This is a genomic window from bacterium (assembly GCA_035505375.1).
Taxonomy (GTDB): domain Bacteria; phylum Hydrothermota; class Tepidihabitantia; order Tepidihabitantales; family Tepidihabitantaceae; genus UBA2258.
Genome location: DATJQV010000083.1, coordinates 75,776 through 100,317 on the forward strand (window position 1 = coordinate 75,776; position 24,542 = coordinate 100,317).

Genomic DNA, 24,542 nt, shown 5'->3' on the forward strand with positions numbered 1-24,542 from the left:
CAGGGCTTGGGCCCGGCCGGTATAGTTGTGCCGTGAACGACCAGAACTTGCTGCTGACAAACTGCTCGCAGGTGCTGACGATGGTCGGTGAGGGCCTGGGCGTCGTTGAGAATGGCGCGGTCCGGATTCGTGACGGCAGGATTCTTGAAGTCGCCGAGCACCCGCTCTTACCCGAGCAAGGGGAGACCGAGATCGACTGCTGCGGCAACGTCGTCATGCCCGGTTTCATCGACCCGCACACCCATCTTGTATTCGGCGGCTGGCGGCAGAACGAATTCGAGATGCGACTCGCGGGCAGGACCTACAAGGAAATCGCCCAGTCCGGCGGAGGCATTCTCTCGACCGTCATTCACACCCGTCTGGCGTCCGAGGATGACCTTTACAACCGCGCCCTCGAACGTCTGCACGAGATGGTCAACTGGGGTACGACAACGGTCGAGGTGAAGTCGGGGTATGGACTCGACACTCAGGCAGAGCTGCGGATGCTGCGGGTAGCCAGGCGGCTAGGCGAACTGGGACTTTGCCGCGTTGTCCCGACCTTTCTCGGCGCACACAGCGTTCCCAAGGGCACACCCAAGTCCGACTACATCAAACGTCTTGAAACGGAGATGATACCGGCGGTCGCGGAGGAGGGCCTTGCGCGGTTCTGCGACGTCTTCTGCGAGGACTTCGTCTTCAACGCGGACGAGAGCACGCGCATCCTGGAAACCGGCAAGCGCCACGGGCTGGTTCCGACCATCCACGCCGACGAGGTCGAGGCCTCCGGCGGTGCCGAGGTCGCGGCCAAGGTCGGTGCGGCTTCGGCCAGCCATCTGCTGCAGCCTTCCGAGGCAGGCATGGCGGCGATGGCGCATGCCGGCGTGGCGGCCGTGCTGCTTCCCGGCACGAGCTTCTTCCTGCGCACGGCGCACCGGTCGCCGGTGGCGAAGATGCGCGACCTCGGTATCGTGATGGCGCTGGCGAGCGACTTCAACCCCGGCTCCTGCCCGATGCTGGCCCAGCCGCTCACCGCACAGTTCGGTTCAATCTACTACGGCCTGACTATCATCGAGGCATTGCGTGGCATCACCGTCAACGCGGCCCGAGCCCTCAAGCTCGATTCAGAGGTGGGCACACTTGAGCCAGGGAAGGTCGCCGATGTCGTGGTCACCGATTTCCCCGACTACCGTCACATCATCTATCGACTCGGCCACAACCCGGCCTGGATGACAATCCATGGCGGCCGGGTCGTCCACCGCCAGTACTAGGGGCCAAACGTCTGTCGTCAGGCCTCGGACTGCACGGAGGCCGTGCCGCCGCCACAGTCCAAAGGCCGCCCTGCGCGGCCGGGCTGGCTCGCTTGACAGCGGCAGAACTGATGGCAGGAGAACCGATGCGCCTGTCCCATCATGGTAGAAGTGTCAGAATAGCTCTTGTCGGGCTGCTCGTGATTCCCGCCATCTCAATTGCAGTTGCATCGGGGAGAAAGCCCCCAAAGGAACAGGGAGCCGCGGTTACCTTGCGGCGAATCTCGTCGAGTGAGGTGATAGACATCCTTCACAGGTTTCCCGAGATGGTGTCCGGCCGCTTTGCCTCTGACATGAACGACACTGGGGCTTATCAAAGAGCTGTACGCGTTCAGGGAAATGACATCGGCTCCGTGGGGACGTATCTTCCCGGGCGTTCGATTCTACCAAGGGCTCGACTTCGGCAGAACCGACGCAGAATACCCTTGCCTGATCGCGATTGCTGGCAACAAGCTTACCCCAAGGTGCGGCTAATCTAGAATCTACAATCTAGAATCTAAAATGCCTCGGGCGGGCGGGTAGGCGGAAACGGGCAGCGTTCCCGATCCCCGAGACGGAGTCGGCTAGTGCCGGCGGTGGGTCCGGCGCGCAGGCATGCGGTGGTACGGACAGGCCTTCCACCGGCCGCCTGCCCCGAACGGGCAGCCGAACGCGGGCACCAACTTGAACCCCTTTGCCAGCAAGGCCGAGCGGTACTCCTCGTGCCGTGGGTCGGTGGGTAGCAGGAGCACGCACGCGTCGGCCCGGTTGAATGTCAGTCCGGCTCTGAGTTGGTCCGAAAGGGGCATGTTCGGTCGGAAATTCTCACAATCCATAGTTAGCCTCCAATGGTTGGCGGATTATCGGGGCTGCGGGGAACGCCGGCCGCGTGCACCATTTGGCCGATGCCGGTCCCGGTCCTCCCGCATTCCATCCTGCCCAGTCTAGGTCAGGGAGTCAGGGAGTCAAGCGATTGGCGACGGTGACCAGCGGATTGTTTCCGGGCAGTCATCCTTCTTCTCATCCCGAACACCCCTCCGCGCCCATCGTCCAGCGGAAGCTGAACGCCAAGTGCCCGCAGGTACGCCCGCGAATCTGAGAAATGCTTTCCCGAGACGAACACCCATCGGCCGGGCGTCTGCGGCCGAGGTGAAGTCGGGCTACGGACTCAATACCGACATCGAGCTGCGGATGCTGCGGGTGGCGCGCCGGCTGGGCGCCCACAGCGTGCCCGAGAACAGAGCCGAGGCCGACTACATCGAGCGCCTGGAAAAGGAGATGATGCCGGCCGTAGCCGCGGCCGATTTGGCTGAGCTCGCTTGACAGCGGCAACCAGCGACCTAGACTCATGTTAGGAGAACAGGTGCGCCTAACGCGTCTGGTCGTGTGCTTCGGCATGCTCGCAGTCTCACTGGCCTTCGGCCAGTGGCTGGAGAAGACCATCTATCTGCCCGACTCGTTCAGTGGCATGAGAGCCCCACTTCGTCTTGCATACGACTCCAGAAACAATACGGTCTACGTTGCAGGGGATGCTTGGGTTGATGCCATCGACGGCGCGACCGACCAGAAGGTAGCCCGGATACCGACGAGCTCGAATGGCGTCGCTCTCTGTTTCAACCCGACCAACAACAAGGTCTACTGCGCGAACTACGACAGCGGCAATGTGACCGTGATAGACGGTCGTACGAACAAGGCCATTGCCACCGTGACCACAGGCTCAGGAGCTACCGCTCTGTGCAGCGACTCTTCGAACAACAAGGTCTACTGCGCGAACTTCAATAGCAACAACGTGACCGTGATCGACGGCGCGACCGACAGTGCTATCGCGACTGTGACTGCAGGCGACGAGCCTGTGGGGTTTTGCTGCAACCCGACGAACAATAAGGTCTACTGTGCCAACTGGTACAGCTACAGCGTCACGGTGATAGACGGTGCGACCGACAGCGTAATCGCGACCGTGGCCGTAGGCGACGAGCCTGGGGCTCTCTGCTACAACCCAACGAACAACAGGGTCTACTGCGCCAACTTCAGTGGAAACAGCGTAACTGTGATAGATGGCGCGACCAATGGAGTCCTTACGACCGTGCGCGTAGATACTGAACCGGGGGTCCTCTGCTATGACCCGACGAACAACAAGGTCTATTGCGGGAATTCGTACAGCCACAACGTGACCGTGATCGACGGCGCGACCGACAGCGTCATAGCGACCGTGGCTACGGGCAGCGGACCTTGCGCTTTCTGCTCCAACCCGGCCAACAACAAGGTCTATAGCGCGAACGCCGCTGGCGACGTGACCGTGATAGATGGTGCGACGAACGGCGTCATCGCTTCCGTGACTGCAGGCATGGATCCTCGTGACCTGTGCTATGACTCGGCCAAGAACAGGGTCTATTGCGCAATTTCCTATAGCGGCGCCGTGGTCGTGATAGACGGCGCGACGAACGGGGTCACCGACACCGTGACAACGGCCTGCGGGCCCATGGCCCTCTGTTACGACTTGGCGAGTCACAAGCTCTACTGCGCCGACAGGGGCGTCAATACGCCGGGCAATACGGTCTCGGTTATAGACGGCACGACCAGCGAAGTCCTCGCCACCGTGGTCGTAGGCGAGTATCCTTGTGCCCTCTGCTACAACGCGACCGACAATAAGGTCTACTGTGCAGGTAGCGGTGTGACAGTGATTGACGGTGCTGGCGATACAGTGATTGCGACCGTGAAGGCGGGTGGCGGACCGTTGTGTTATAGTCCGCAGAACAACAAGGTCTACAGCACGCGTCGCAACAACGTCGACGTGATCGACGGCGCTACCAACCGCATCGTCGCCACGGTGACGGTTGGCTCCGAGGACTTTCAAACTCTCTGCTACAACCCGACGGACAACAAGGTCTACTGCGCGACCGACTGGATAGACAACAACTACATGACCGTGATTGACGGCGCGGGTGACTCGGTCCTCGCCACGCTGGCCGTGCCCGGTTTGCCTCGGGCGCTCTGCTACAATTCGACGAATGACAAGGTCTACTGCGCGGACGGTGACAGCTACACCGTGACGGTGGTCGACGGCGCGGGCGATTCGGTCCTCGCGACCGTGGCTTCGCCGGGTTACCCGTATGCGCTCAGCTACAACCCGAAAGACAACAAGGTCTACTGTGCGAATGCAGAAAGCGCTAATGTGACCGTTATCGACGGTGGCAGCAACGGAGTCATTGCCAAAGTGCCTGTAGGCGACCATCCCCAAGCCCTCTTCTACGACTTGGCCAACAACAAGGTCTACTGCGCAAATGGCGGCAGTAGAGACGTTACCGTCTTTGACGGGGCGACTAATGGGGTAGTTGCTACCATCGGGGTTGGTAGTTCTCCCTGCGCCTTCGCTTGGAATCCAGTTCAGAATCGCGTCTACGTTGCGAATGGCATGAGTTCGAGCGTTTCAGTCCTGCGTGACAAAGGCGGGGGAATCGCGGAAACGCCGTGCGCCAAAGTGCGAACGACGAACCGGATGGCGACCGTCATACACGGTTTGCTGCGTCTGCCGGCGTCGAGCGTGATGCACGGAGCGTCATGCACGTTGCTCGACATCAGCGGGCGGAAGGTCATGAATCTGAAGCCGGGAGCAAATGACGTGCGGGCGCTGGCGCCGGGAGTGTACTTTGTGAGAGAAGCCCAAGCGCAAGCTCAAGCCCAAGCCGTTCGCAAGGTCGTGCTGACCGACTAGCTACACTTCGAACCCGTCGAGCAAGGGCTGCCCGCGACCATGCGGGCAGCCTGCATTTGTAGACCCGTAGGGTCTACCTCAACCCGACCTTGGCAAAGGTAGTGCCAGAGGCTGGGCCAGAGGCATCGGCAGAGGCATTACCAAGGACCCTGCCAGAGATATTGGGAGAGGCATTGCCAGAGACTCTACCAAAGCCATTGGGAGAGGCTTTGCCAAAGGCACTGCCAAGGGCCGTGCCAAAGGCATTACCAGAGGCAATACCAGAGACCGTGGTAAAGCCATTACCAGAGGCACTGCCAGAGCCGTTGGGAAAGGCTTGACCAGAGACTCTGCCGGAGGCGTTACCAGAGGCTCTGCCAAAGGCATTGCCCAAAGCTCTGCCGGAGACCTTGGGAAAGGTATTGCCAGAGACATGGGTAGAGCATCCCCCAGACCGGCCCTGGGGTGGTCAATCATCGATTCTGCGAAAGTCACTTGCATATTCTGGCTCTCTCAAGCGTATCTATGTATGCTCTAGACGGGAATGTTACACATTTCTCGTCTTTCCGCGCTTAAGTTGCTTGGATAGAACGATTTAGGTCGTGACGCCGACCGTAGACCACGCTTCTGGAATCGCCTTGGGAACCGTTCCGGGAACGGTTCGGGGGGCGGTTCGGAACGCGACTCTGAACGGGACGCGGACCTCGATTCTCGACCCGGTTTGCGGGGGCACATGCACCGTGGTTGTGAGCCCGGCTTCGGGGCCGATTCCGAGAAGCTCTGTCAGGGTGGCCTGAACGGCGGTTCGCCGTTTGAGTATCTCCGCGACTGCCACGATGACTCCGACGCCGGTTTGCGCGGCGGTTTGGACCGTGGTTTTCGGCTTGACTTCGAGGGCCTCTCTCCCAGCGCTTCAGTTGATCTCTCGGACAAGGAAAGCTCAGCGCTGACTACTTGCAGTTGTGGGGTGTTGCTGGGACGGGTATAATCCATGGAGTGCAGATGAAGATGCTCCGCCAAGCATTGCTGTTGTCAGCGACGCTGGCTGTTTCGCTAGCGCAGGCCGCCGTGGTTGCGCGCAAGCTGACGTTCGGGCCGAGCCGGTTCCATACTGAGTTTGCAGTTGGTAGTTTGCAGTTTGCAGGCGCGGCAGGTGCCGCTTGGGACACGATCCGAAATGCCGGGCATTTCGGTCATGTCCCGCGCTATGAACTAGTACTTGGCGATGGGATGGATGTGAGCGATGAGCCCGGAGCGCCGCAGGTGCCGGTCGAGCCGGTGGTGATTGCGCTGGAAGGACACCAGCAGGTCGCGAGCGTGACATTTGAGGTCGGGGCATGGCGGGCAATTGGAGGACAGCATCTGGTATTGCCTTGCCCGAAGCAGCAGGTGCTTGTTGCGGGCACAGACCTCGGGGTTAGGTCAGAAGCCAAAAGCCAAAAGCCAAAAGCCAAAACGGTTGCGGCGACAGAGCCAAACGCGGCAATCTACCAGTCGGAGAACCCATATCCTACGAGCGTAGCCCGCTGGACCGGGACGAGCTACAGGCATGATTCGACCTTTGTGCAGGTGCTGGTGTATCCGGTGCGGTATAGAGGGGCGGAGAGACGGGTTGAGGTGTGTAGGAAGGTTGAGGTTAAGGTTGAGGTTGAGGAGCGGGCGAAGGCAGGTGTAAGATGTCAGATGTCAGATGTGAGAAGTGCCGGAGCGGAAAGCGGTGGGCGGTTGGCGGATGGCGGGTTCGAGTACGTGGTTGTGACCGGCGCGGGGTTGGACACCGTGTTCCAGCGGCTCGCGGATTGGAAGACGTTGAAGGGAGTGCCGGCGGTTGTGCGGACGATGGATTGGGTATACGCGCACTACTCGGGCCGGGACCAGGCCGAGCAGTTGCGGAACTATCTGAAGACCCTGCCTGACTCGGGCGTGAAGTACGTGCTGCTGGGCGGCGACGTGGACGTGGTGCCGTTCCGCAAGGCTTTCGCCATGCACTCGAACTGGGGCTCGATGCAGCGGGAGGATTCGCTGCCGTGTGACCTTTACTTTGCCGCACTGCAAGGCTCGTGGGATGCGAACAATAACAACGTGTTCGGCGAGGTGGATGATTCGGTTGACCTGCACTCTGACCTGAGCGTGGGCCGCGCGCCGGTGAACGATTTGGCGCAGGCGCAGACGTTCGTGCGGAAGGTGATGGGGTATGAACTGGGGACTGCTTGGGACACGATCCCAAATGTCGGACATTTGGGTCATGTCCCGCGCGTGGCCGGCTATCAGAACAAGGGTCTGTTCTTTGCCATGGTCCTCTGGCAGAATCCGTACACCGACCAGGGCGTGCACAAGAACATGATGGAGCAGCAGTCGTTTGCCTCGGGCTACAGCCTAACCAAGTTGTATCAGAGCCAGGGGAACGAGACGCGCGCCTCGGTGATGCAGGCGATGCGCGAGAATCAGAACATCATGAACCATGACGGCCACGGCTGGTACAACGTCATGGAGTGCGGCGGGTCCGCGAACCGGATGTACACGGCCGACGCCGACACAATTACCAACTCGGGCCTGGGTGTCCTCTATTCCATTGGCTGCTGGACGACGGCATTCGACATGACCAGCATCGGCGAGGCGTTTGTAACGAATCCGAATGGCGGAACGGTCGCGACCATCGGCAATTCGTCCTATGGCTGGGGTTCGCCGGGCAACCCCGGCTTCGGTTATTCGGACAAATTCGACAACCACTTCTGGCATGCGGTCACAAGCGATGGCATCTACCGCATCGGCGACGCCCTGGCAGCGGCCAAGGAGTATTACGCGCCGTTCTCGCAGGATGAGAACGTATATCGCTGGCACCAGTATGAGATTAACCTGATGGGCGACCCGGAGATGCCGGTCTGGACCGCGCTGCCGGAGACGCTCGCAGTGTCTTCGCCGGAGTCAATCGGCATGGGCGGCGGCCGAGTGCCGGTGACCGTCATGCACGGCGGGAACCCGGTCAAGGGCGCGCTGGTCTGTCTCATGAAGGAAGATGAGTCCTACAGCCGCGGCTTGACAGACGGCGCGGGTCAGGTCTGGCTCGACGCAACGCCAAAGACCGCCGGCAATTTCACGCTGACCGTGACGGCTCACAACTACCTGCCGGTGGAGCAGGTCATTCCCTGCGCAGTTGGGCCTTGCGTGTCGTTCGCGGGCTGGGTGATTAACGATTCGCTGGGCAACCATGACGGCATCGTGAACAGGAGCGAGACGATTCTCCTGCCAGTCTGGCTGCGCAACAGCGGACAACAGGCCTCGGGCCCGATCACCATGACGCTCGCGTGCGACAATCCTCACGTTTCTATTGAAGACAGCACCGCAGAGACGGCGCCGCTGGCTGCGGGCGAGTCAGTGCTCGTGGCGAATGCCTTCCGGCTCACGGCCGCTCAGAACACCGGCAACGGCGAGGCGCTGATCTTCGACCTGTCGGTCAGCGACGGAGGGCAGTCGCTGATGTTCCATCCGGTAATTGTCGCGGGCGCGGCTGTACTTGGCCTTGACCGCTGGTGGCTGACGAGGCCGCCGCTCACGCCCGGGCACACTGGTGGCGTTGCGGTCAGGATAAGGAACGCAGGAGACGGTTACGGGCATCGGACATGGTGCAGGTTGTCGTCGCTGGACACCAACGTTTCGGTCCTCGTGGACAGCGTCAACTGCGGCGACGTGCCGCCCGACAGCTCTGGAATCAGCAAGGACAGTTTCACGGTCAGAGTCGCCGCGTCATGCCCGGCTGGCCACAGTGCGAAGATGCTGCTGCATCTGGCGTCGGATGACTTTCAGGGCGACGATACGCTGGAGCTGCTGGTGGGAGACTACGGGTTCTCCGACGACATGGAATCGGGCGGGTCGAAGTGGACTCACGGCGGAACCGGCGACCTCTGGCATCGCACAGCGTACCGGACCCACTCGGGCACGAACGCATGGTATTGCGCCAATGAAGCGTCGCGGCTGTACAACAACAACATGGACGCTTGGCTGACAACTGTCCCGTTCGCAGTTCCGCAGGGCTGCTCGCTCAGCTTCTGGCGCTGGTTCAGCACGCCGAACTACGGAGTCGACGGCATCCGCGTCATAGTGGTGCGCGGCGCGGTGGAAGAGACTCTTGATTTCATGGGAACCGGCGGTGCGCTCGGGGAAAGGCAAACCGCCAAGGACGCCAAGAACGCCAAGGGTGCGGACGCGACCGGGGTGCCGGACATGAGTCGGGTCTTGGAGTGCGGGAGCGAAGCTCCCGCTTTTCCGGGCCGAAGCACGCCTCGGCCAGACGAAAGCGGCAGCCATGCTGCCGCACTCCAAAGAAGCTCCGCTTCACGTAGGCGGTTCCAAGTCCGCACTGGATCACTAGACCACTTGATCACTGAATCACTCCTCAACGAAAGCAGTTGGGCCCAGGAGAAGTATGACCTGTCGTGGCTCGGGTTGGGTGAGACGATTCAGGTGAAGCTGGCTTTCGTGAGCGACCCGGACACGGTTGACGAGGGCTTCTACATTGACGATGTCCGCGTAACCGGCGGCGGCCCGCCCGCGGATGATCGTTCATCGTTTATCGTTCATCGTTCATCGTTCCGGGGGCTTGCAGTCTGGCCCAATCCGTTCCGTTCGGCTATGGAGATTCGCTACGGCGGCAGTGAGCTTCCACGCCTGAGCGTCTACGACGCGGCGGGCCGCATCGTGCGGCAATTGCCCTCGACACGCAGCGCGACTTGGGACGGCCGTGATGAGCGCGGCCGCCGCTTGCCCGCAGGCGCATACTTCATCGAAGCCCGAACCGCGAGCGAAAGGCGAATCGCCAAGGTCCTGATGGCCTACTGACCCGAGTGGCAGACCCGAGCGTCAGAACTTGACAGATGGCATGGGGGGGGGGTATAATTCTGTCAAGGGCGCGACGATGGATGGTCGACTTCCGTGGCGGAGATTGCGTGGCCCCGACCGTTCTGCGTGGTGGTTTTCGCGGGTGGACCAAGGGCTTCCGTGGGTGCGGAAAGCCGACAAGCCGTTGACGTGCTCCAAAGACAAAGGGAGGACCATGAAAATGGTCACTAGGGTCGTGTTAGTGGTCGCGCTGGCCTGCTTTGCCGTGCCGGCATCTCTGATGGGGAGTGCCACGTACCTTTTCATCAGCGAGAATCCAGACTTCAGCGACGCGGTCGTGGACACGAGCCAGAATCCGGTCTGGAAGGCTGCGATTACCGAAATCGAGTCTGACTCAGAAGTCAGTGCGCCCGACGGTTATGAGCAGACCGACAGTGCCTACATTCACAGTCTGGGACTGCTCACCCCATCAGAAATCGATCTCCTGACGACCGACGTACACAGAGACTGGCATAGTGAGTGCTCGCGCAATCGAAAGTGGAATTCCCAGATCACGACGAGCTACACGGGAAACAACAATCAATACAAGCTCGTGCAGGTCTTGTCCGGAACATATCGCTGCTATATTCCCGGTCCCGTCGCCGTTAGGTGTACAACGTGGAAAGCCTCTTGGGGGCAGGGAGGCCCAGGCTCGTATGTACCGGTCTGGTACCCGGACTGGGCTCACGGGTCGTGGTGGAAAGTGGAGTTGTCGAATTCGTGGCAGTACGGGAACGGCTCCACTTTCGCCTGGATACAAAACGGACGTCATACGTGGGATAGCCCGGATACTCTGCGTACCTCAGTGGGTACACATTGGTAGCATCCGGCCTTTCGCTTACGATGACAGAGTGGCACCGACGCGCAGAGGGGCTGCCTCGCAGCCGCCCCTCTACAAGGGCGGATCTCATAAGCCGCAATTCAGCGTTCGTTCTAGCAGTGCTGGTCGCATTTCTTCTGCCATCACACTCCCAAAGCTCCCCAATCATGTTCCAGCGTACCTACGGCGGCTCTGCCGATGACATATGCTCGCAAGCGGTGCAAACGGCCGATGGAGGCTACATCATGGTTGGGATGACGGAGTCGTTTGGCGCGGGCAACGACAAATGCTATGTTATCAAGACGGATCCGCGCGGGGACACGCTGTGGACCAGGGTCTTCGGCGGCCCGTATCTCGACGACGGCAATTCGATTAGTCAGACGACCGACGGCGGATACATCATGGTGGGCGATACCGGCACCGGCATGGGCAGCAGCGACGTCTGGCTCATGAGGACCGACGCCAATGGCGGCATACTTTGGACTCGTGTCTACGCGGTCGGCTATGCGGCCTCGGTCGAGCAGACAGCCGATGGCGGCTATGTTGCGGCTGGACGCACCGCACCCTTCGGCACCAGTGGCGATGTCCTGCTGATCAAGACCGATGACAAGGGCGAGACCCTCTGGACAAGGGCATACGGCGGAGGAGGCGACGACGACGGTAAGTGCGTTCAACAGACCACCGACGGTGGTTATGTCGTCGCCGGTACGACGACGTCCTTCGGCGCGGGCGAGCATTGCGTCTGGCTCATCAAGACCGATTCCATGGGCGACACGCTGTGGACCCGAACCTTTGGCGAGGATTCGTTGGACTTTGGTGGCTCGGTTCAGCAGACTGACGACGGCGGCTATTTCCTGGCCGGCTACAAATGGCCTTGGTCGTCGGACTCGGCATCCTTCTACCTCGTAAAGACGAATTCTGTTGGTGATACGCTCTGGACAAAGACAATCGGTGGGCCGGGGGGCTTCGCGGAAGGCATGTGTGGTCGACGGGTAGAGGACGGCGGCTACATCGTCGTTGGAGCCTGCGGAACCGGCCTTCCCGACGTTTATTTGGTAAGGACTGACGCCAATGGCGACACTCTCTGGACGAGGACCTTTGGCGGCCCCGACTTCGACGATGGTTATTCTGTTCAGCAGACTTCCGACCAAGGCTACATCATTGGCGGACAGACATACTCGCTCGGGGCCGGCCGCTCTGACTTCTACCTCGTTAAGACCGATGAGAATGGGAACTTGGCGGTCGCTGAACCGAAGGCCAGCCCGCCTCTCAGGCCGGTCCTCTCCGTCACTTGCGAGCCGAACCCGTTCCGATCATCGACCGTGTTGCACTTGACCGCTGGACCACTTGACCACTCCGTCACTCAGCTCCGCGTCCACGACGTGCAGGGGCGACTGGTGCGAACGTTGACCGTGAATCGCAGCCCACAGGTGGTCTGGGATGGACGAGACAACTCCGGCAGGACGCTGCCGTCGGGGACTTATCTGGTTTGTTGCACCGTTGCCGGCAAGTCCGCCGCGGCGCGCGTCATTCTGCAACGCTGACAGCCAAGACCTGCTAATCATGCCGAGTGCTGATTGCTTACGCAGGAATAACTTCCGCAGGAGCCTTGACAAGACCCCCCTGGGGGGTAGAATGCTCGGGGCGCGGTAGTGGGAGGTAGACTCCCACTGCAGAGATGGCGTGGTCCAAACTCTCTCTGCGCTCCGACAGCAGGGCTGGACCAAGGGCTTCCGCGGGACAGGGAGCCACTAATCCACTGCCGCGCTCCACAGACGAATAGGGAGGAAGTCATGCGAAGCATGACATGGTTCGTGGCCGCAGCAGTGTTACTACTGCTGCTGGCGGGAAGCGTAACGCCGACTTTGGCAGAGACTTGGTATTACGCCCACAAGGGTGGCGAGTTGGTCGGTGCGCCACCCGGCTCGGCTTATTACCTGGGCGGGGTCATCGTGATTTCAGGGGGTGACTCCTTGGTTTCTGCGCCAGACGGATACACAAGGGTCACGCTGGATGAGTTGCGCGCGATGGGCCTTGCTGCCCCTGTCGAGGACTCCGGATACGAAATAGATACAAGTCCGGGGGGGCCGGAGGATGGGGAAGAGTCGTGCTGGCAATACCCCGACTACTTTCAGACGATGTGGGATGGGGGCGAGCCCACGGTCTATGCATCTTCCGGCAGCACGAGGATAAGTCTCCCTGCTCAGGCGTCCGGTTCCGTGCCGGCGTCGCTGCGCATCTATGACGTGCAGGGACGGCTCGTGAGAACGCTCGGCGTGAGTCGTAAGTCACAAGCCATCTGGGACGGAAGAGACCGTGGAGGCAGATTGCTGCCGTCAGGGACGTATCTGGTTCGCTGCGACGCTGCGGGAACACACGCAACTACGCGTCTCATCTTGTCGCGGTAGCGGTCGGATACGGTCGAAGTCAGAGTCTAGAAGCTAGAGTGCAGAAAACAGAGCCTTTGGTTGCTCTAGCTTCTCGCATCTAGACTCTAGCTGCTCACTTCGCTTGGTTCCTCGATGCAATCGTTCGCTTGACACGGGCGGATTTCAGCCCGATGATAAGATATGAAACAGGCTATTAGAATTGTCCTTCTTTGCTCGGTATCTCTTGTTTTCGCCAGCGGGCCGGGCGCGACGGTCAAGCCCGAGCCTGTCCACGCCGGTGCATGCACTCGTCTGGCGGTGCGCGGTCACCTGCCGCCGACGCCGGCACCCACGACTAAACTCCAGCCGCTGCCTGCCGTTACGGGCTGGACGCTGGTCGATTCGATGGTTCTGCACGAGATGATTCCGGCCGGCGACCGGTTGGCGGTCGTGTTCGACAGTGCGACCGGGTCCCTGCGCGATACGCTCTTGCCTGACTTCCTGACCGACTCGTCCAAGATGGCAGTGGCGATCGCTCCGGACTGGCTCAAGGATGACCTGGCCGACAACCTGCGCCGGCTGGGCTCAACCCAGAACCGCATGGCCGCCGTTATCCTCAACTGCCCGGACAAGCGCTACTACGATGAAATCTGCTTCGAGGTCGCGCACCTGTCACCGGTGACGCTGAACGCGGTTGACCCGCAGCTCCTGGTCGACAATGTGCAACAGATGTATGAAATCGCCCCTTACCTGAACTACGTGCAGATTGTCGACTACGGCGACCCGATGCAGGGCGGTAACTACTATTCGACGACGAAGTACCGCGTGCGCGTGCAGAATGAGACGACCTGGGTCGAGATTCCGCGCGACATCTACTATTGGTGGGTAATGATGCCCAAGGGCACGGACGAGCAGCCTTCGTACGTCGACGGCTACTTCTGGCGTCAGTACTTCTTCTTCTGCAATGATTCGGGATACCCGCTGCTGGAGTCCGCGCTGGCACCCACGACCATCCTCTGGGACGGACAGAAGCACTCGTGGGGCGGCGGGTTCGAGGATACGATGCAGGCCGTCGCGGTCGTCGGGCGCTGGGCCGCGCTGACCATGCCGAACGGAGCTTCCGGCGACCGGCCGATACAGCCGGTCACCATCGCCCACGAGCACAACGGGAACTGCGGTGAGATGCAGGACCTGGTGCAGGCGGCGGCACGCACCGCGCTCATTCCCTGCGGCGGCGTGAACGACATCAACGAGGACCACGTCTGGGACGAGATATGGTGGAACAACCTGTTCATACCGTACGCGAATGACCCGACCACCCACATCGCCGATTCGGGCTGCGCATACGAGAAGAAGTACGGCGGCAGTAAGAACTGCTCGGCAATCTGGGACTGGCGCAACGACGGCTGGCAGCGTGACCAAATCGGCACCTACAGCGACGTCTGCACCCTGACGGTACAGGTCTATGATTTGACCATGAGGCCGGTGGATGGCGAGCTGGTCGAGCTCTCAAGCGAGGACTGGTACGGCGGCATGGCCACCTGCTTCTACGGTGTCACTGACGCGAACGGCCGCTACACGACTCCGCTCGGCGACGCCCAGAACTACTACCTGACGCTCAGTGGTCCGCTCGACTACATATCGGCCGGCAAGATAATCGACTCGGCTTCCGCGGCGCCGGGCAGCAGCTTCTTCTATTGCTGTACGCTCGCGGCCAGTCTGGACTCGCTGACTATCCTGCCGGACAGCGGCACGGCGCTCGACCAGTATCGAATTGACGTTAGTTACGCGGCCGGGCACGAGGCGCTCTACGGCCAGGACTGCTACAATTCCAACGGTTCGAATGTGTACGCCCTGACGAGCGCACCGGGGCGGGTCGACTTCTTCCTTACCGACCGCGACCAGTTCCAGCAATACCTCTCCGGCCAGCAGTTCCGCGCTTTCGTCAACGACGAGAACACGGCCGCGGCCAACCACAGCTTCGTCCTGACCAGTCTCGGTAATCATTACGCGGTCTTCTCCAACGAAGAACAGGAAGACGTCACCGCCTTCACCGACGCAACGGTGCGGCTGTACAAGAGAAGCGCGGGAATCGCCGGGCCCGGTGCCGGCGCCGAGCAATGGGCGGCCGTCGGTCCGAGCCCGTTTCGGGGCAGACTGACGGTACAACTGGGCGCGCGCCGGCCGGCGGACCTGAGTGTCAGGCTGCTGGACCGTGCCGGAAGAGTTGTACGTGAGTTCGCCGTCCCGGGCAACGGACCGCAGCAGGTCGTCTGGGATGGAACTGACCGGCTCGGCAGAGGCGTGAGCCCGGGCGTGTACTTCTGTCAGGTCTCGGGCGGCGGCAAGAGCGTTACGAAGCCGGTCGTCTATCTGGGGGCAAGATGAAGCGGCTGGAACAGGTCGAGGTTAAGGCTAAGGTCGAGGTTAGGGTTAAGGTCAAGGTCAGGAGAGGACACGAGTCTCGACCGCAGCCTATAATCGTCAGTCTCGCATTACTCTTGTTCCTGCCCGCGATGCTCCTGGCCGGCGGACCGGACCGTGGCGGCTACCGGTGGATTGATTCGGATACGACCGGTGGGCCGACATTCAATTGGGTAGATATCACCGGCAGCGGCACACGGATTCCGCTTGCCGACGATGACAATCAGGGACCGTTCGCGCTGGGCTTCTCGCTCAACTTCTACGGCACCTCGCGCGACTCGATTCGCGTCTGCTCCAACGGTTGGCTCAGTTTCATATCGCAGAGCCACCAGTTCCATCCCGAACCGATTCCCGACACGCGGGACCCGAACAGCCTGATTGCTCCCCTGTGGGCCGACCTCGACCCCTCTCAGGGCGGCTCGGTCTACTACCTTGCGGATACCGCGCACGGTCGCTTCATAGTCTCATGGATGGATGTGCCCTCCCACGGCTCCGGCGGCAGCGACAGTTTCACGTTCCAGGTCGTGCTCGACACGAGCGGGGGTATTGTGTTTCAGTACCTGCGGCTGCCCGCACCACTCCGGCTCGGCACCGACTCCTGCTCGGTTGGGATTGAGAACGATTCCGGTCAGGTCGGGCTTGAGTATCTTTACAACGACTCGCCGGCTGAGAACGAGTTGCACGACAGCCTTGCCGTGAGGTTCTATCGCCTGCATCTTGATGCCTGCCCCGTGGCGGTCCTGCGGCCCGTGGGATCGGTTCTGGCCGCGGACAGCATCCGGCCGCTTGTCGATGTCCGGAACACGGGTTTGGACAGCGCGACGTTCCCGGCCATTCTCAAGATCGGCGGCGGCTACCAGGAGACTCTGACGGTCTCCGGTCTGGCGCCGCTTACCGACAAGATGCTTCAATTTCCGGCCTGGATGCCGGGCGCCGACACCTACGCGCTCGAGTTGGTCACTTCACTCGGGGGAGACCAGTCACGGGCCAACGACACCCTGCGGACGGAGGTTGCCGCTTCGTACATCGGTGAACTTAGATATGAGAACGGCGAACGGGATACGTGGTACATGAAGAACGGCTCGCCCACACACGCCTGGGCCGGAGCGGTCCGGTTCTCGGTGCCCTACAGCCACTACCGGCTGCTCAAGGCCAGGGTTTATGTCGACGATACGACGCCGTTCAGCAGCGTCATGGTCTGCCCGGACAGCAGCGGCGCGCCGCAGTGTTCCAGCCCGTACGTTCTGGTCGATTCGGTCGCGGCGAGCCAGCCGGATACATGGCTTGAGGTAGCCGCCGACACCGAGGTGGCCACGGGCGGAGACGTCTGGCTGCTTGCATTCTGGCAACCGCATGCAACCGAGCCGCAGATCGGCGAGGACCGGCATCCGCCGATTGACGGGCGGTCGTACTTCGGCTCGCCGACCGCAAGCTGGTTCACCTATTCGAGCGGCGACATCATGGCACGGCTGCGGATTGACGGCCGGACCGGTATCAGCGAAATCGGCCGGGTCGAACTGCCGCGGCTGTCGGTCAGTCCGAACCCGTTCAGCCGCGCCACGGTCGTCTGCCTTCGGGGACTGGTATCGCCCCGGTCGACGGTGCGGATACTTGACGTGACCGGCCGGAGCATTCGCGATCTGTCCCTGTCCGATGCCGGGATCGCGTCCTGGGACGGCCGGGATGAGAAGGGGCGACGGCTGCCGGCCGGAGCGTACTTCGTCGAGGCGCGGGCCGGGGCCGGGCGACAGGTCGCGCGCGCGCTGTTCGTTCGCTAGCCGGGCATTCGTCCGGATGCTGACAGGGCGGCATGATGCCGCCCTGTCCTTCATTTCGGCCGGGCTGACGGCGAGTTCCGTCTGAGGCGCAGATTTGACAGTGCTGCCACCTCGGATAAGATTTGCGGTCAGCAACCCTTGAACATCATGCCATTCAACCAAAGGAGTTCCGGCCATGCGTAAGATAGTCGAGTGCGTGCCCAATTTCAGCGAAGGCCGCCGGCCCGACGTAATTGAGAGAATTGTGAATGTCATCAAGTCGGTCAACGGCGTGGCGATGCTCGACCAGGAGATGGACGGCGACCACAACCGCGCCGTCATCAGCTTCGTCGGCGAACCGGAAGCGGTTCTCGATGCCGCGTTCAAGGCGGTCAAAACCGCGGCCGAGCTGATTGACCTGAACAAGCACCAGGGCGAGCACCCGCGCATCGGCGCTACCGACGTGGTCCCGTTCGTTCCGATTTCGGGCGCCACCGTGGAAGAGTGCATCGAGATGGCCAAGCGGCTGGCCAAGAGGATCGCCGACGAGTTGTCGATACCGACCTATCTGTACGAGTTGGCCGCGACCCGGCCGGACCGGGTGGACCTTGCCCAGATAAGGCGCGGGGAGTTCGAAGGTCTGCGCGAGGCCATCCGCACCGACCCGGAGCGTGCGCCGGACTTCGGCCGGCCGGAACTCCACTCAACCGCCGGCGCGACCGTGGTCGGGGTGCGCGCGCCGCTCATCGCGTACAACGTGAATCTGGCAACGACCGACCTGAAGATTGCCGAGCGCGTCGCCAAGGCAATCCGGTTCCGCGATGGCGGGTTCAGATTCGCCAAGGCGCTGGGATTCGAGGTCAAGGAGAAGGGTTGCGTCCAGGTCTCCATCAACATGACCGACTACACCAAGACCCCGCTGTACCGCGTGTTTGAGACGGTCAGGCGCGAGGCGGCGCGGTGGGGCGTGAACGTGATCGAGTCGGAGATCGTCGGCCTGGTGCCGCAAGGCGCGTTGAATGCGAGCGCGCGGTACTTTCTCCAGCTCAACGGCTTCAAGAAGGATCAGATTCTCGAGAACCGGTTGGTTCCGGCCAAGGGCCTGCCTGATTTTCTCAACGACCTCGCTTCTTCCGCGCCGACACCCGGCGGCGGCTCGGCGGCGGCACTGAACGGTGCCATCGGCGTGGCGCTGATGACCATGGTCGCGAACCTGACCGCGGGCAAGAAGGGCTACGAGGAGTTCTCGGACGAGCTGTCGGCCGTGCGCGACCGGCTGCTGCCGCTGCGCGAGCGATTCGTGTCGCTCATCGACGAAGACGCCGAGTCGTTCAAGAAGGTGATGGCTGCCTACAAGCTGCCGAAGATGACGGAGGCGGAGAAACAGAAGCGGGGTCTGGCAATCAGCGAGACCCTGAAGGTCGCCGCGGAAACTCCCTTCCGGACGATGAAGCTGGCACTGGACGTGCTGAAGCAGTGCCGGCCGATCGTCGAATACGGCAACAAGAGCTCGATTACCGACGCCGGCGTCGGGACGATGAACCTCGACGCCTGCTTCCGTGGCGCTCGGCTCAACGTGCTGACCAATCTGAACGGCATCAAGGATGAGGAATGGGTCGCGGCAAAGCGGCAGACGATGGACGGGATGGCGTCGGAGATGGAAGCGCTGGTCAAAGAATATGGCGAAACGGTCGCACGCCGGATGGCGTGACGACCGAATGACCAGTGACCAGGTTCCAGTTTCCAGTCCCTCACCCTCGCCCTCTCCCAGAGGGAGAGGGAAGGGGTAAGGGTGGCATCGGGCATTCGGGTTTGATTGGGCACTGGTAAATGGTAATTGGACATTGGCAAGTGTCAGTCTGCAGTCTGAGTTGATAAGTCCCTGATGGCGCACAACCAGCAGGAAGACGCGACGGGACCTGGCCGCGTCGATCTTCACGCCCATACAGTCTTCTCCGACGGGCTGTTCACGCCGGAGGAGCTGGTTGCGGAAGCGGCTCGGCTCAAGCTGACCGCGGTCGCGATTACCGACCACGACGCGGTCGGGGGCATCGACCGCGCCATCTCTGCCGGTAGACAGTCGCAGCTCGAAGTCGTGCCCGGCGTGGAGATGAGCTGCAATACCAACGGGGTCGACGTGCACGTCCTTGGTTACTACATCGACTGCCAGAAGCCGGCGGTGCAGGAGTTCTTCATTATGGTGCGGCAGAAGCGAGCCGAGCGGGCCGAGAAGATGGTGGCGAAGATGCAGGAGCTGGGCGTCAACATCTCGATCGAGCAGGTGCGCGCGGCGGCGCAGGGCGCGGCGACCGGCCGGCCCCACGTGGCCCAGGCTTTGGTCGCAGCCGGCGCGGTTCGCACTATCGAAGAAGCCTTCCAGCGTTACATCGGGTACGATGGGCCTGCTTACTTTCCGAAGATGCAGCTAGCACCCCAAGAGGCGATGGACTTCATCCATCGGAACGGCGGTGTGGCGGTCGTAGCGCATCCGGGAACGTACCACAATGACGGTGCCGTCTACGCGGCGATTGCGGCGGGCGCCGACGGTATTGAGGTCTGGCACCCGGACCACGGGCCCCGTAACGTTGACCACTACCGGGAAATCGCGACCAAGAACGGCCTGTTGATGACCGGCGGCTCGGACTGCCACGGCGGCAGGAAGCAGGGCAAGGTCTTCCTCGGTTCCGTCACCGTCCCGTACTCCTGTCTTCAGGCGGTCAAGAACCTCAGAGACAAACGCCGCAGCTAGGGCCAAGGACCAAGGACAAAACAATACGGAAAGGACAAAGAGGGGAAAGTCCGGCCTTGGTGCTTACTACTTGCTTTGTCCTTTGTACTTAGTCCTTCACACTTGCTGCGCAAGAAGGGTGCTTCTTGCGGCTTCGCTGCTGTGTAGCGTCGGGCTCGCGCAACTCCAGATAGCAAGATTGAAGTATGATGGCGGCGGAGACTGGTACAACGATCCGGAAGTGGTCCCCAATCTGGCCAAGGAAATCAACTCCCGTACCAACATGCGCGTGTCATCCGACGAGGCGCAGGTAAGCCTGCTCGACGAGAAGCTGTACCAGTACCCCTTCTTGTACATGACCGGGCACGGTAACATCAGCTTCAGCGACGAAGAGGTGAAGCGACTGCGCGAGTATCTGGAAAACGGCGGCTTCGTGTACGCGGACGATGACTACGGGATGGACGAGGCGTTCCGCCGCGAGATGGCGCGAGTATTCCCAAACAACCAGCTGGTCGAGCTGCCCTTCGACCATCCGATCTACCATCAGGTCTATGACTTCAAGAACGGGCCGCCTCAGATTCACATACACTACGAAGGTCGTCCGCCTCAGGGCTTTGGTATCTTCGTGAACGGCCGGATGGTTGTCTACTACACCTACAACAGCAATGTATCCGACGGATGGACCGCGGCCCACGACGACCCGCCGGAAGTGCGCGAACAGGCGTTTCGCATGGGTATCAATATCGTCTCGTACTTCCTTACACACTAGGTTGGTATTGTCCCCGGCAAAGGAATCGCTATTCTGGGGTGTCTAAAGAGGTGTTCAAGACATCAAGGATGTGAAAGTGACTAACAAAGAAGCTTCGCGCGGCAGAGTTGTGATAATCGCGGTGGTCGTGCTTGTCCTCGTTGTGGCCGGAATCCTAGTAGTGACCAAGCCCAAGAAGGCGAAGTACCGGACCTCGCCGGTCCAGCGCGGCAACGTGAGTATCTCCGTCTCTGCCACGGGAACTCTGAACCCCGTGAACCAAGTTACGGTGGGAAGCCAGGTTTCTGGTACAGTCGAGAAGATATACTGCGACTACAACGATTACGTTCGTGCCGGACAGGTTCTGGCTACCATCGACCCGCGCAACTATGATGCGGCCCTGAAGCAGGCGCAGGCGAACCTCGCATCGGCGCAGGCGACGCTCGACCAGGACAAATTGACTGCCGCGCGGGCAGACACTCTCTTTGCCGACAAGCTGATGTCCTACAGCGACCACCTGCAGGCGCTGACCAATGTCGAGCTGGACGAGGCGAAGCTCCAGCAGGCTCAGGCGAGCCACGACCAGGCCCAGACCAACCTTGACTACACGACAATCACGGCCCCCATGTCCGGAATTGTGGTCGCCCGCAAGGTCGACCCGGGCCAGACCGTCGCGGCCAGCCTCCAGGCCCCAGAGTTGTTCAACATCGCCGACCTGTCCTTCATGCAGGTCGAGGTCTCGATTGACGAGGCCGACGTGGGCAAGCTCGATACCGGGCTTGTCGCCTCCTTCAATGTCGATGCGTACCCGGAGAGCACTTTTTCCGGCAAGCTCGTACAGGTAAGGAATGAGCCGGTCACGGTGTCGAACGTAACCACCTACGTGGGTATTGTGCGAGTGAAGAATCCGCACCTGCTCCTGCGACCGGGAATGACCGCGAACGTCAAGATAGTGGTGAAGGAGGCCGACAGCGTCCTGACGGTTCCGAATGGCGCCATAGGTGCCAAGCTGGCCTCGGCGATTGGATTCTCCTGGCCCGGGGCGTCGCGGAAGTCGAACTGGCAAACCGGCGGTGCAGGCCGCGATTCAACCGCAGGTGGAATGGGGCAGACAGCGACTGGTCAGGCAGTGGCAGGACAGACATCCTCCGGTCAGGGGATGCAGGGCGGGCACGGCTTCGGCGGCGGCTTGCACCACGGAGCATGGTCCGGAGCGGTTGCGGCGGAGTCAGGACGCGCCGGCACATCGCGTGACACCACCGCTGCTCCGGGCGGCGTCATACCGAAAACCAGAATGGTATTCGTGCTGCAAAACGGCAAACCGGTTCCGCACCGGGTCCATGTCGGGCTGGCGGACGCCGCCAATACCGAAGTCCTGGATGGCCTCTCAGAAGGAGACCTCGTTATTACCGGTCTTGCACACGGGAACGCAGCCGCGGCCTCGACCTCAAGTCAGAACCGCGGGTCTCCATTCTCGTTCGGCGGGCCGGGCGGGCCGCCGCGTGGCGGCGGCAGGTAGACGAGAATGCCATCCGACGTAATTCGTGTCGAGTCCGTCAGCAAGACCTACAAGGTCGGCGAGACTGAAGTCAAGGCTCTGCGCGACGTGTCCATCAGTATTCCGTCCGGCCAGTTCGTGGCGATAATGGGTCCGTCCGGTTCGGGCAAGTCCACGTTCATGAACCTGCTGGGATGCCTCGACCATCCGGATGAGGGTACGATATTCCTTGACGGGACCGATATCACGCACCTGGACCGCAACGAACGGGCCACAATCCGTAACCGCAAGATCGGTTTTGTGTTCCAGAACTTCAGCCTGCTCGCCCGCACGCCCGTAGTCGAGAACGTCGAGCTGCCACTCATGTATTCCGGCACATCGGCTGCCGAACGCAGAGCGAGGGCAGAGGATGCGCTATCGCGCGTCGGGCTTGGTACGAAGATGCACAACCAGATAACCCAGCTCTCGGGCGGCGAGCAGCAGCGCGTGGCGATTGCCCGCTCGCTCGTCAACCATCCGCCGCTCATCCTGGCCGACGAGCCGACCGGAAACCTCGACACCCGGACAAGCTTCGAGATCATGGCCATATTCCAGCGGCTCAACCAGGAGGGTATCTCGGTCGTGCTGGTGACGCATGAGCTCGACATCGCCACGTTCGCGATGCGCAACGTAATGTTCCGTGATGGTCGGATTGTTAGCGACGTGGCGGTGGCTTCCCCGCGCGTGGCGGAAGACGACCTGGCGCAGATGCAGGCAGCATGATTGACTTCGGCATGACCCTCCGGATTGCCCTGCGCGCCCTGCAGGTCCACAAACTCCGTTCACTCCTCACCATGCTCGGTATCATCATCGGGGTCGGAGCAGTAGTCGCGATGGTTTCGGTCGGGCAGGGCGCCACGGCACAGATAAAGCAGCGCATCGCTTCGCTGGGCGCGAATGTCCTGTACGTTTTCCCCGGTTCCTTCAACGCCGGGGGCGTGCGCGGCGGCGCCGGCAGCACGGTGGCAACTCTGACGCTCGACGACGCGGCGGCTATTGCCCAGAACTGCCCGGACGTGGTCGCGGTCGCGCCCATTGTCAGGCGCGGGGCGCAGGCGGTCTACAGTAATCAGAACTGGTTCACGCAGATCAACGGGACGACACCTGACTACCTGACGGTGCGGAGCTGGGATATTGCCGATGGTGCGATGTTCACCAGCGCCGACGGCGACGCGGCAACCAAGGTCTGCGTCCTGGGCAAGACGGTCGCAGACAACCTGTTCCCGGACGAGGAGCCGGTCGGTGCCGTCATCCGCGTCAACAACGTACCGTTCACCGTCGTCGGCGTCCTGGCGGTCAAGGGCAGTGACCAGGACGACATCATACTTATTCCGGTTACCACCGCCATGCGTCGGTTGACCGGGCAGACCTTCATCAACCAGCTCATGGTGTCCGCGGCATCGCAGAAGACAGCCGATGCTGCGCAGAATGAAGTGACCGACCAATTGCGGGCCCGACACAACATCCGGACCGGACAGGACGACGATTTCACGGTGCGCAACGTGGCCGACGTCGCCTCGGCCGTTCAGCAATCGTCGAGCATCCTGACTCTCCTGCTGGCGAGCATCGCCTCGGTCTCGCTGCTGGTCGGCGGTATCGGTATCATGAACATCATGCTGGTCTCGGTCACCGAGCGGACGCGAGAAATCGGCATCAGGATGGCTGTGGGCGCCAAAGCCCGTGACGTCCTGCTCCAGTTTCTCGTCGAGGCGGTGGTTACGAGCCTCTTGGGCGGCATCATCGGTATCCTGTTCGGGCTCGGCGTTTCCCAGCTACTCGGGCTCATCGCCAAGTGGAACACGCCGATCGTACCCGGAGCCATTGTGCTCGCGTTCTGCTTCTCGGCAGTGGTCGGCATTTTCTTCGGCTACTATCCGGCTCGCCGGGCTGCCAACCTCGATCCCATCGAAGCGCTCCGCTACGAGTAGTCTCAGCGAGCCGACCGACATCCGTCGGCAATCTACGATCATCAATCTTGAAACTAAGATGCCCCTGGAGGCTCCCTTGAAAGCTAGCCAGAAAGCCCGTGTCAGAGTTCGCCGGAAAGCACCTTGGAGTGCATACTCAGAAGCTTACTTCATGGCATCTTCTTTTGCTCAGCTCAAAGCTCGTCACATCGGATAGCCCATCGCTCATCTTAAGGCTCGGCGCATCGCTTCTCGCAACGCTTGCTTCAAAGCTCCGTTCATTCTTCACCTCAACGCTTGCCTCAATGCTTCCTTCAAACCTGTTTCTTGACCTCAATCTGAACCTTGGTCTGTTCCTTCCTCAAAGCCTGGCCCCCGGGCGATCCCTATATGCGGTTTTCAAGCCTTGCCCATGCCTTCA

Annotated in this window: 17 protein-coding genes; 15 read left to right on the forward strand and 2 right to left on the reverse strand. The window is 61.3% G+C overall.

Annotation, left to right across the window (positions count from 1 at the left end):
* Positions 1 to 32: 32 nt before the first annotated feature.
* The gene (gene hutI, locus VMH22_14725) at positions 33 to 1,247 is read left to right on the forward strand and encodes an imidazolonepropionase (protein ID HTW92943.1); all 1,215 of its coding nucleotides are present in this window, start codon (positions 33 to 35) and stop codon (positions 1,245 to 1,247) included.
* Between the two features lie 602 nt (positions 1,248 to 1,849).
* On the opposite strand, the gene VMH22_14730 is transcribed toward hutI, so the two are convergent.
* The gene (locus tag VMH22_14730; protein HTW92944.1) at positions 1,850 to 2,101 is read right to left on the reverse strand and encodes a hypothetical protein; all 252 of its coding nucleotides are present in this window, start codon (positions 2,099 to 2,101) and stop codon (positions 1,850 to 1,852) included.
* 313 nt (positions 2,102 to 2,414) lie between these two features.
* On the opposite strand from VMH22_14730, the gene VMH22_14735 reads away from it, so the two are divergent.
* Both VMH22_14735 and VMH22_14740 read left to right on the forward strand, forming a co-directional pair.
* Entirely contained in the window at positions 2,415 to 2,588 is a 174-nt protein-coding gene (locus VMH22_14735) for a hypothetical protein (protein ID HTW92945.1), read from the forward strand.
* A 40-nt stretch (positions 2,589 to 2,628) separates the two neighbouring features.
* Positions 2,629 to 4,977, forward strand: a complete 2,349-nt coding sequence (locus VMH22_14740) for a YncE family protein (protein ID HTW92946.1) — start codon at positions 2,629 to 2,631, stop codon at positions 4,975 to 4,977.
* A gap of 574 nt (positions 4,978 to 5,551) precedes the next feature.
* Here VMH22_14740 and VMH22_14745 read toward each other — a convergent pair.
* Positions 5,552 to 5,791 carry a hypothetical protein gene (locus tag VMH22_14745; GenBank protein ID HTW92947.1) on the reverse strand — a complete coding sequence of 80 codons (240 nt, stop codon included), beginning with the start codon at positions 5,789 to 5,791 and terminating at the stop codon, positions 5,552 to 5,554.
* Between the two features lie 167 nt (positions 5,792 to 5,958).
* Here VMH22_14745 and VMH22_14750 point away from each other — a divergent pair, with 167 nt between their 5' ends.
* The 12 genes from VMH22_14750 to VMH22_14805 all read left to right on the forward strand — a co-directional run bounded on the left by VMH22_14750 (position 5,959) and on the right by VMH22_14805 (position 24,142).
* Complete coding sequence (locus VMH22_14750) at positions 5,959 to 9,792, forward strand: C25 family cysteine peptidase (GenBank protein HTW92948.1); 3,834 nt, start codon at positions 5,959 to 5,961, stop codon at positions 9,790 to 9,792.
* Positions 9,793 to 10,012: 220 nt separating this feature from the next.
* Positions 10,013 to 10,654 carry a hypothetical protein gene (locus tag VMH22_14755; protein HTW92949.1) on the forward strand — a complete coding sequence of 214 codons (642 nt, stop codon included), beginning with the start codon at positions 10,013 to 10,015 and terminating at the stop codon, positions 10,652 to 10,654.
* A 164-nt stretch (positions 10,655 to 10,818) separates the two neighbouring features.
* On the forward strand, positions 10,819 to 12,195 hold the full coding sequence (locus VMH22_14760) for a T9SS type A sorting domain-containing protein (protein HTW92950.1): 1,377 nt from the start codon (positions 10,819 to 10,821) through the stop codon (positions 12,193 to 12,195).
* A gap of 249 nt (positions 12,196 to 12,444) precedes the next feature.
* Positions 12,445 to 13,059: a FlgD immunoglobulin-like domain containing protein gene (locus VMH22_14765; GenBank protein ID HTW92951.1), complete on the forward strand. Its 615-nt coding sequence runs from the start codon at positions 12,445 to 12,447 to the stop codon at positions 13,057 to 13,059.
* A gap of 162 nt (positions 13,060 to 13,221) precedes the next feature.
* Positions 13,222 to 15,408, forward strand: a complete 2,187-nt coding sequence (locus VMH22_14770; protein HTW92952.1) for a hypothetical protein — start codon at positions 13,222 to 13,224, stop codon at positions 15,406 to 15,408.
* Positions 15,405 to 17,222, forward strand: coding sequence for a nidogen-like domain-containing protein (locus VMH22_14775; GenBank protein ID HTW92953.1), 1,818 nt, complete (start codon positions 15,405 to 15,407; stop codon positions 17,220 to 17,222). Before VMH22_14770 ends, VMH22_14775 begins: the two co-directional genes overlap by 4 nt.
* Before the next feature lie 175 nt (positions 17,223 to 17,397).
* The gene (gene ftcD / locus VMH22_14780; GenBank protein ID HTW92954.1) at positions 17,398 to 18,912 is read left to right on the forward strand and encodes a glutamate formimidoyltransferase; all 1,515 of its coding nucleotides are present in this window, start codon (positions 17,398 to 17,400) and stop codon (positions 18,910 to 18,912) included.
* Positions 18,913 to 19,086: 174 nt separating this feature from the next.
* The gene (locus VMH22_14785; GenBank protein ID HTW92955.1) at positions 19,087 to 19,950 is read left to right on the forward strand and encodes a PHP domain-containing protein; all 864 of its coding nucleotides are present in this window, start codon (positions 19,087 to 19,089) and stop codon (positions 19,948 to 19,950) included.
* Positions 19,951 to 20,068: 118 nt separating this feature from the next.
* On the forward strand, positions 20,069 to 20,698 hold the full coding sequence (locus VMH22_14790; protein HTW92956.1) for a DUF4159 domain-containing protein: 630 nt from the start codon (positions 20,069 to 20,071) through the stop codon (positions 20,696 to 20,698).
* Between the two features lie 76 nt (positions 20,699 to 20,774).
* The gene (locus tag VMH22_14795; protein HTW92957.1) at positions 20,775 to 22,196 is read left to right on the forward strand and encodes an efflux RND transporter periplasmic adaptor subunit; all 1,422 of its coding nucleotides are present in this window, start codon (positions 20,775 to 20,777) and stop codon (positions 22,194 to 22,196) included.
* 6 nt (positions 22,197 to 22,202) lie between these two features.
* On the forward strand, positions 22,203 to 22,937 hold the full coding sequence (locus tag VMH22_14800; GenBank protein HTW92958.1) for an ABC transporter ATP-binding protein: 735 nt from the start codon (positions 22,203 to 22,205) through the stop codon (positions 22,935 to 22,937).
* A complete protein-coding gene (locus tag VMH22_14805) occupies positions 22,934 to 24,142 on the forward strand; it encodes an ABC transporter permease (GenBank protein HTW92959.1) in 1,209 nt (402 codons plus the stop codon). Before VMH22_14800 ends, VMH22_14805 begins: the two co-directional genes overlap by 4 nt.
* Positions 24,143 to 24,542 lie beyond the last annotated feature (400 nt).

Coding starts and splice junctions, on each gene's coding strand:
- ftcD (HTW92954.1), top strand. CDS start 17,398: ATGCGTAAGATAGTCGAGTGCGTGCCCAATTTCAGCGAAGGCCGCCGG.
- VMH22_14770 (HTW92952.1), top strand. CDS start 13,222: ATGAAACAGGCTATTAGAATTGTCCTTCTTTGCTCGGTATCTCTTGTT.
- VMH22_14755 (HTW92949.1), top strand. CDS start 10,013: ATGGTCACTAGGGTCGTGTTAGTGGTCGCGCTGGCCTGCTTTGCCGTG.
- VMH22_14775 (HTW92953.1), top strand. CDS start 15,405: ATGAAGCGGCTGGAACAGGTCGAGGTTAAGGCTAAGGTCGAGGTTAGG.
- VMH22_14760 (HTW92950.1), top strand. CDS start 10,819: ATGTTCCAGCGTACCTACGGCGGCTCTGCCGATGACATATGCTCGCAA.
- VMH22_14765 (HTW92951.1), top strand. CDS start 12,445: ATGCGAAGCATGACATGGTTCGTGGCCGCAGCAGTGTTACTACTGCTG.
- VMH22_14800 (HTW92958.1), top strand. CDS start 22,203: ATGCCATCCGACGTAATTCGTGTCGAGTCCGTCAGCAAGACCTACAAG.
- VMH22_14750 (HTW92948.1), top strand. CDS start 5,959: ATGAAGATGCTCCGCCAAGCATTGCTGTTGTCAGCGACGCTGGCTGTT.
- VMH22_14730 (HTW92944.1), bottom strand. CDS start 2,101: ATGGATTGTGAGAATTTCCGACCGAACATGCCCCTTTCGGACCAACTC.
- VMH22_14785 (HTW92955.1), top strand. CDS start 19,087: ATGGCGCACAACCAGCAGGAAGACGCGACGGGACCTGGCCGCGTCGAT.
- VMH22_14805 (HTW92959.1), top strand. CDS start 22,934: ATGATTGACTTCGGCATGACCCTCCGGATTGCCCTGCGCGCCCTGCAG.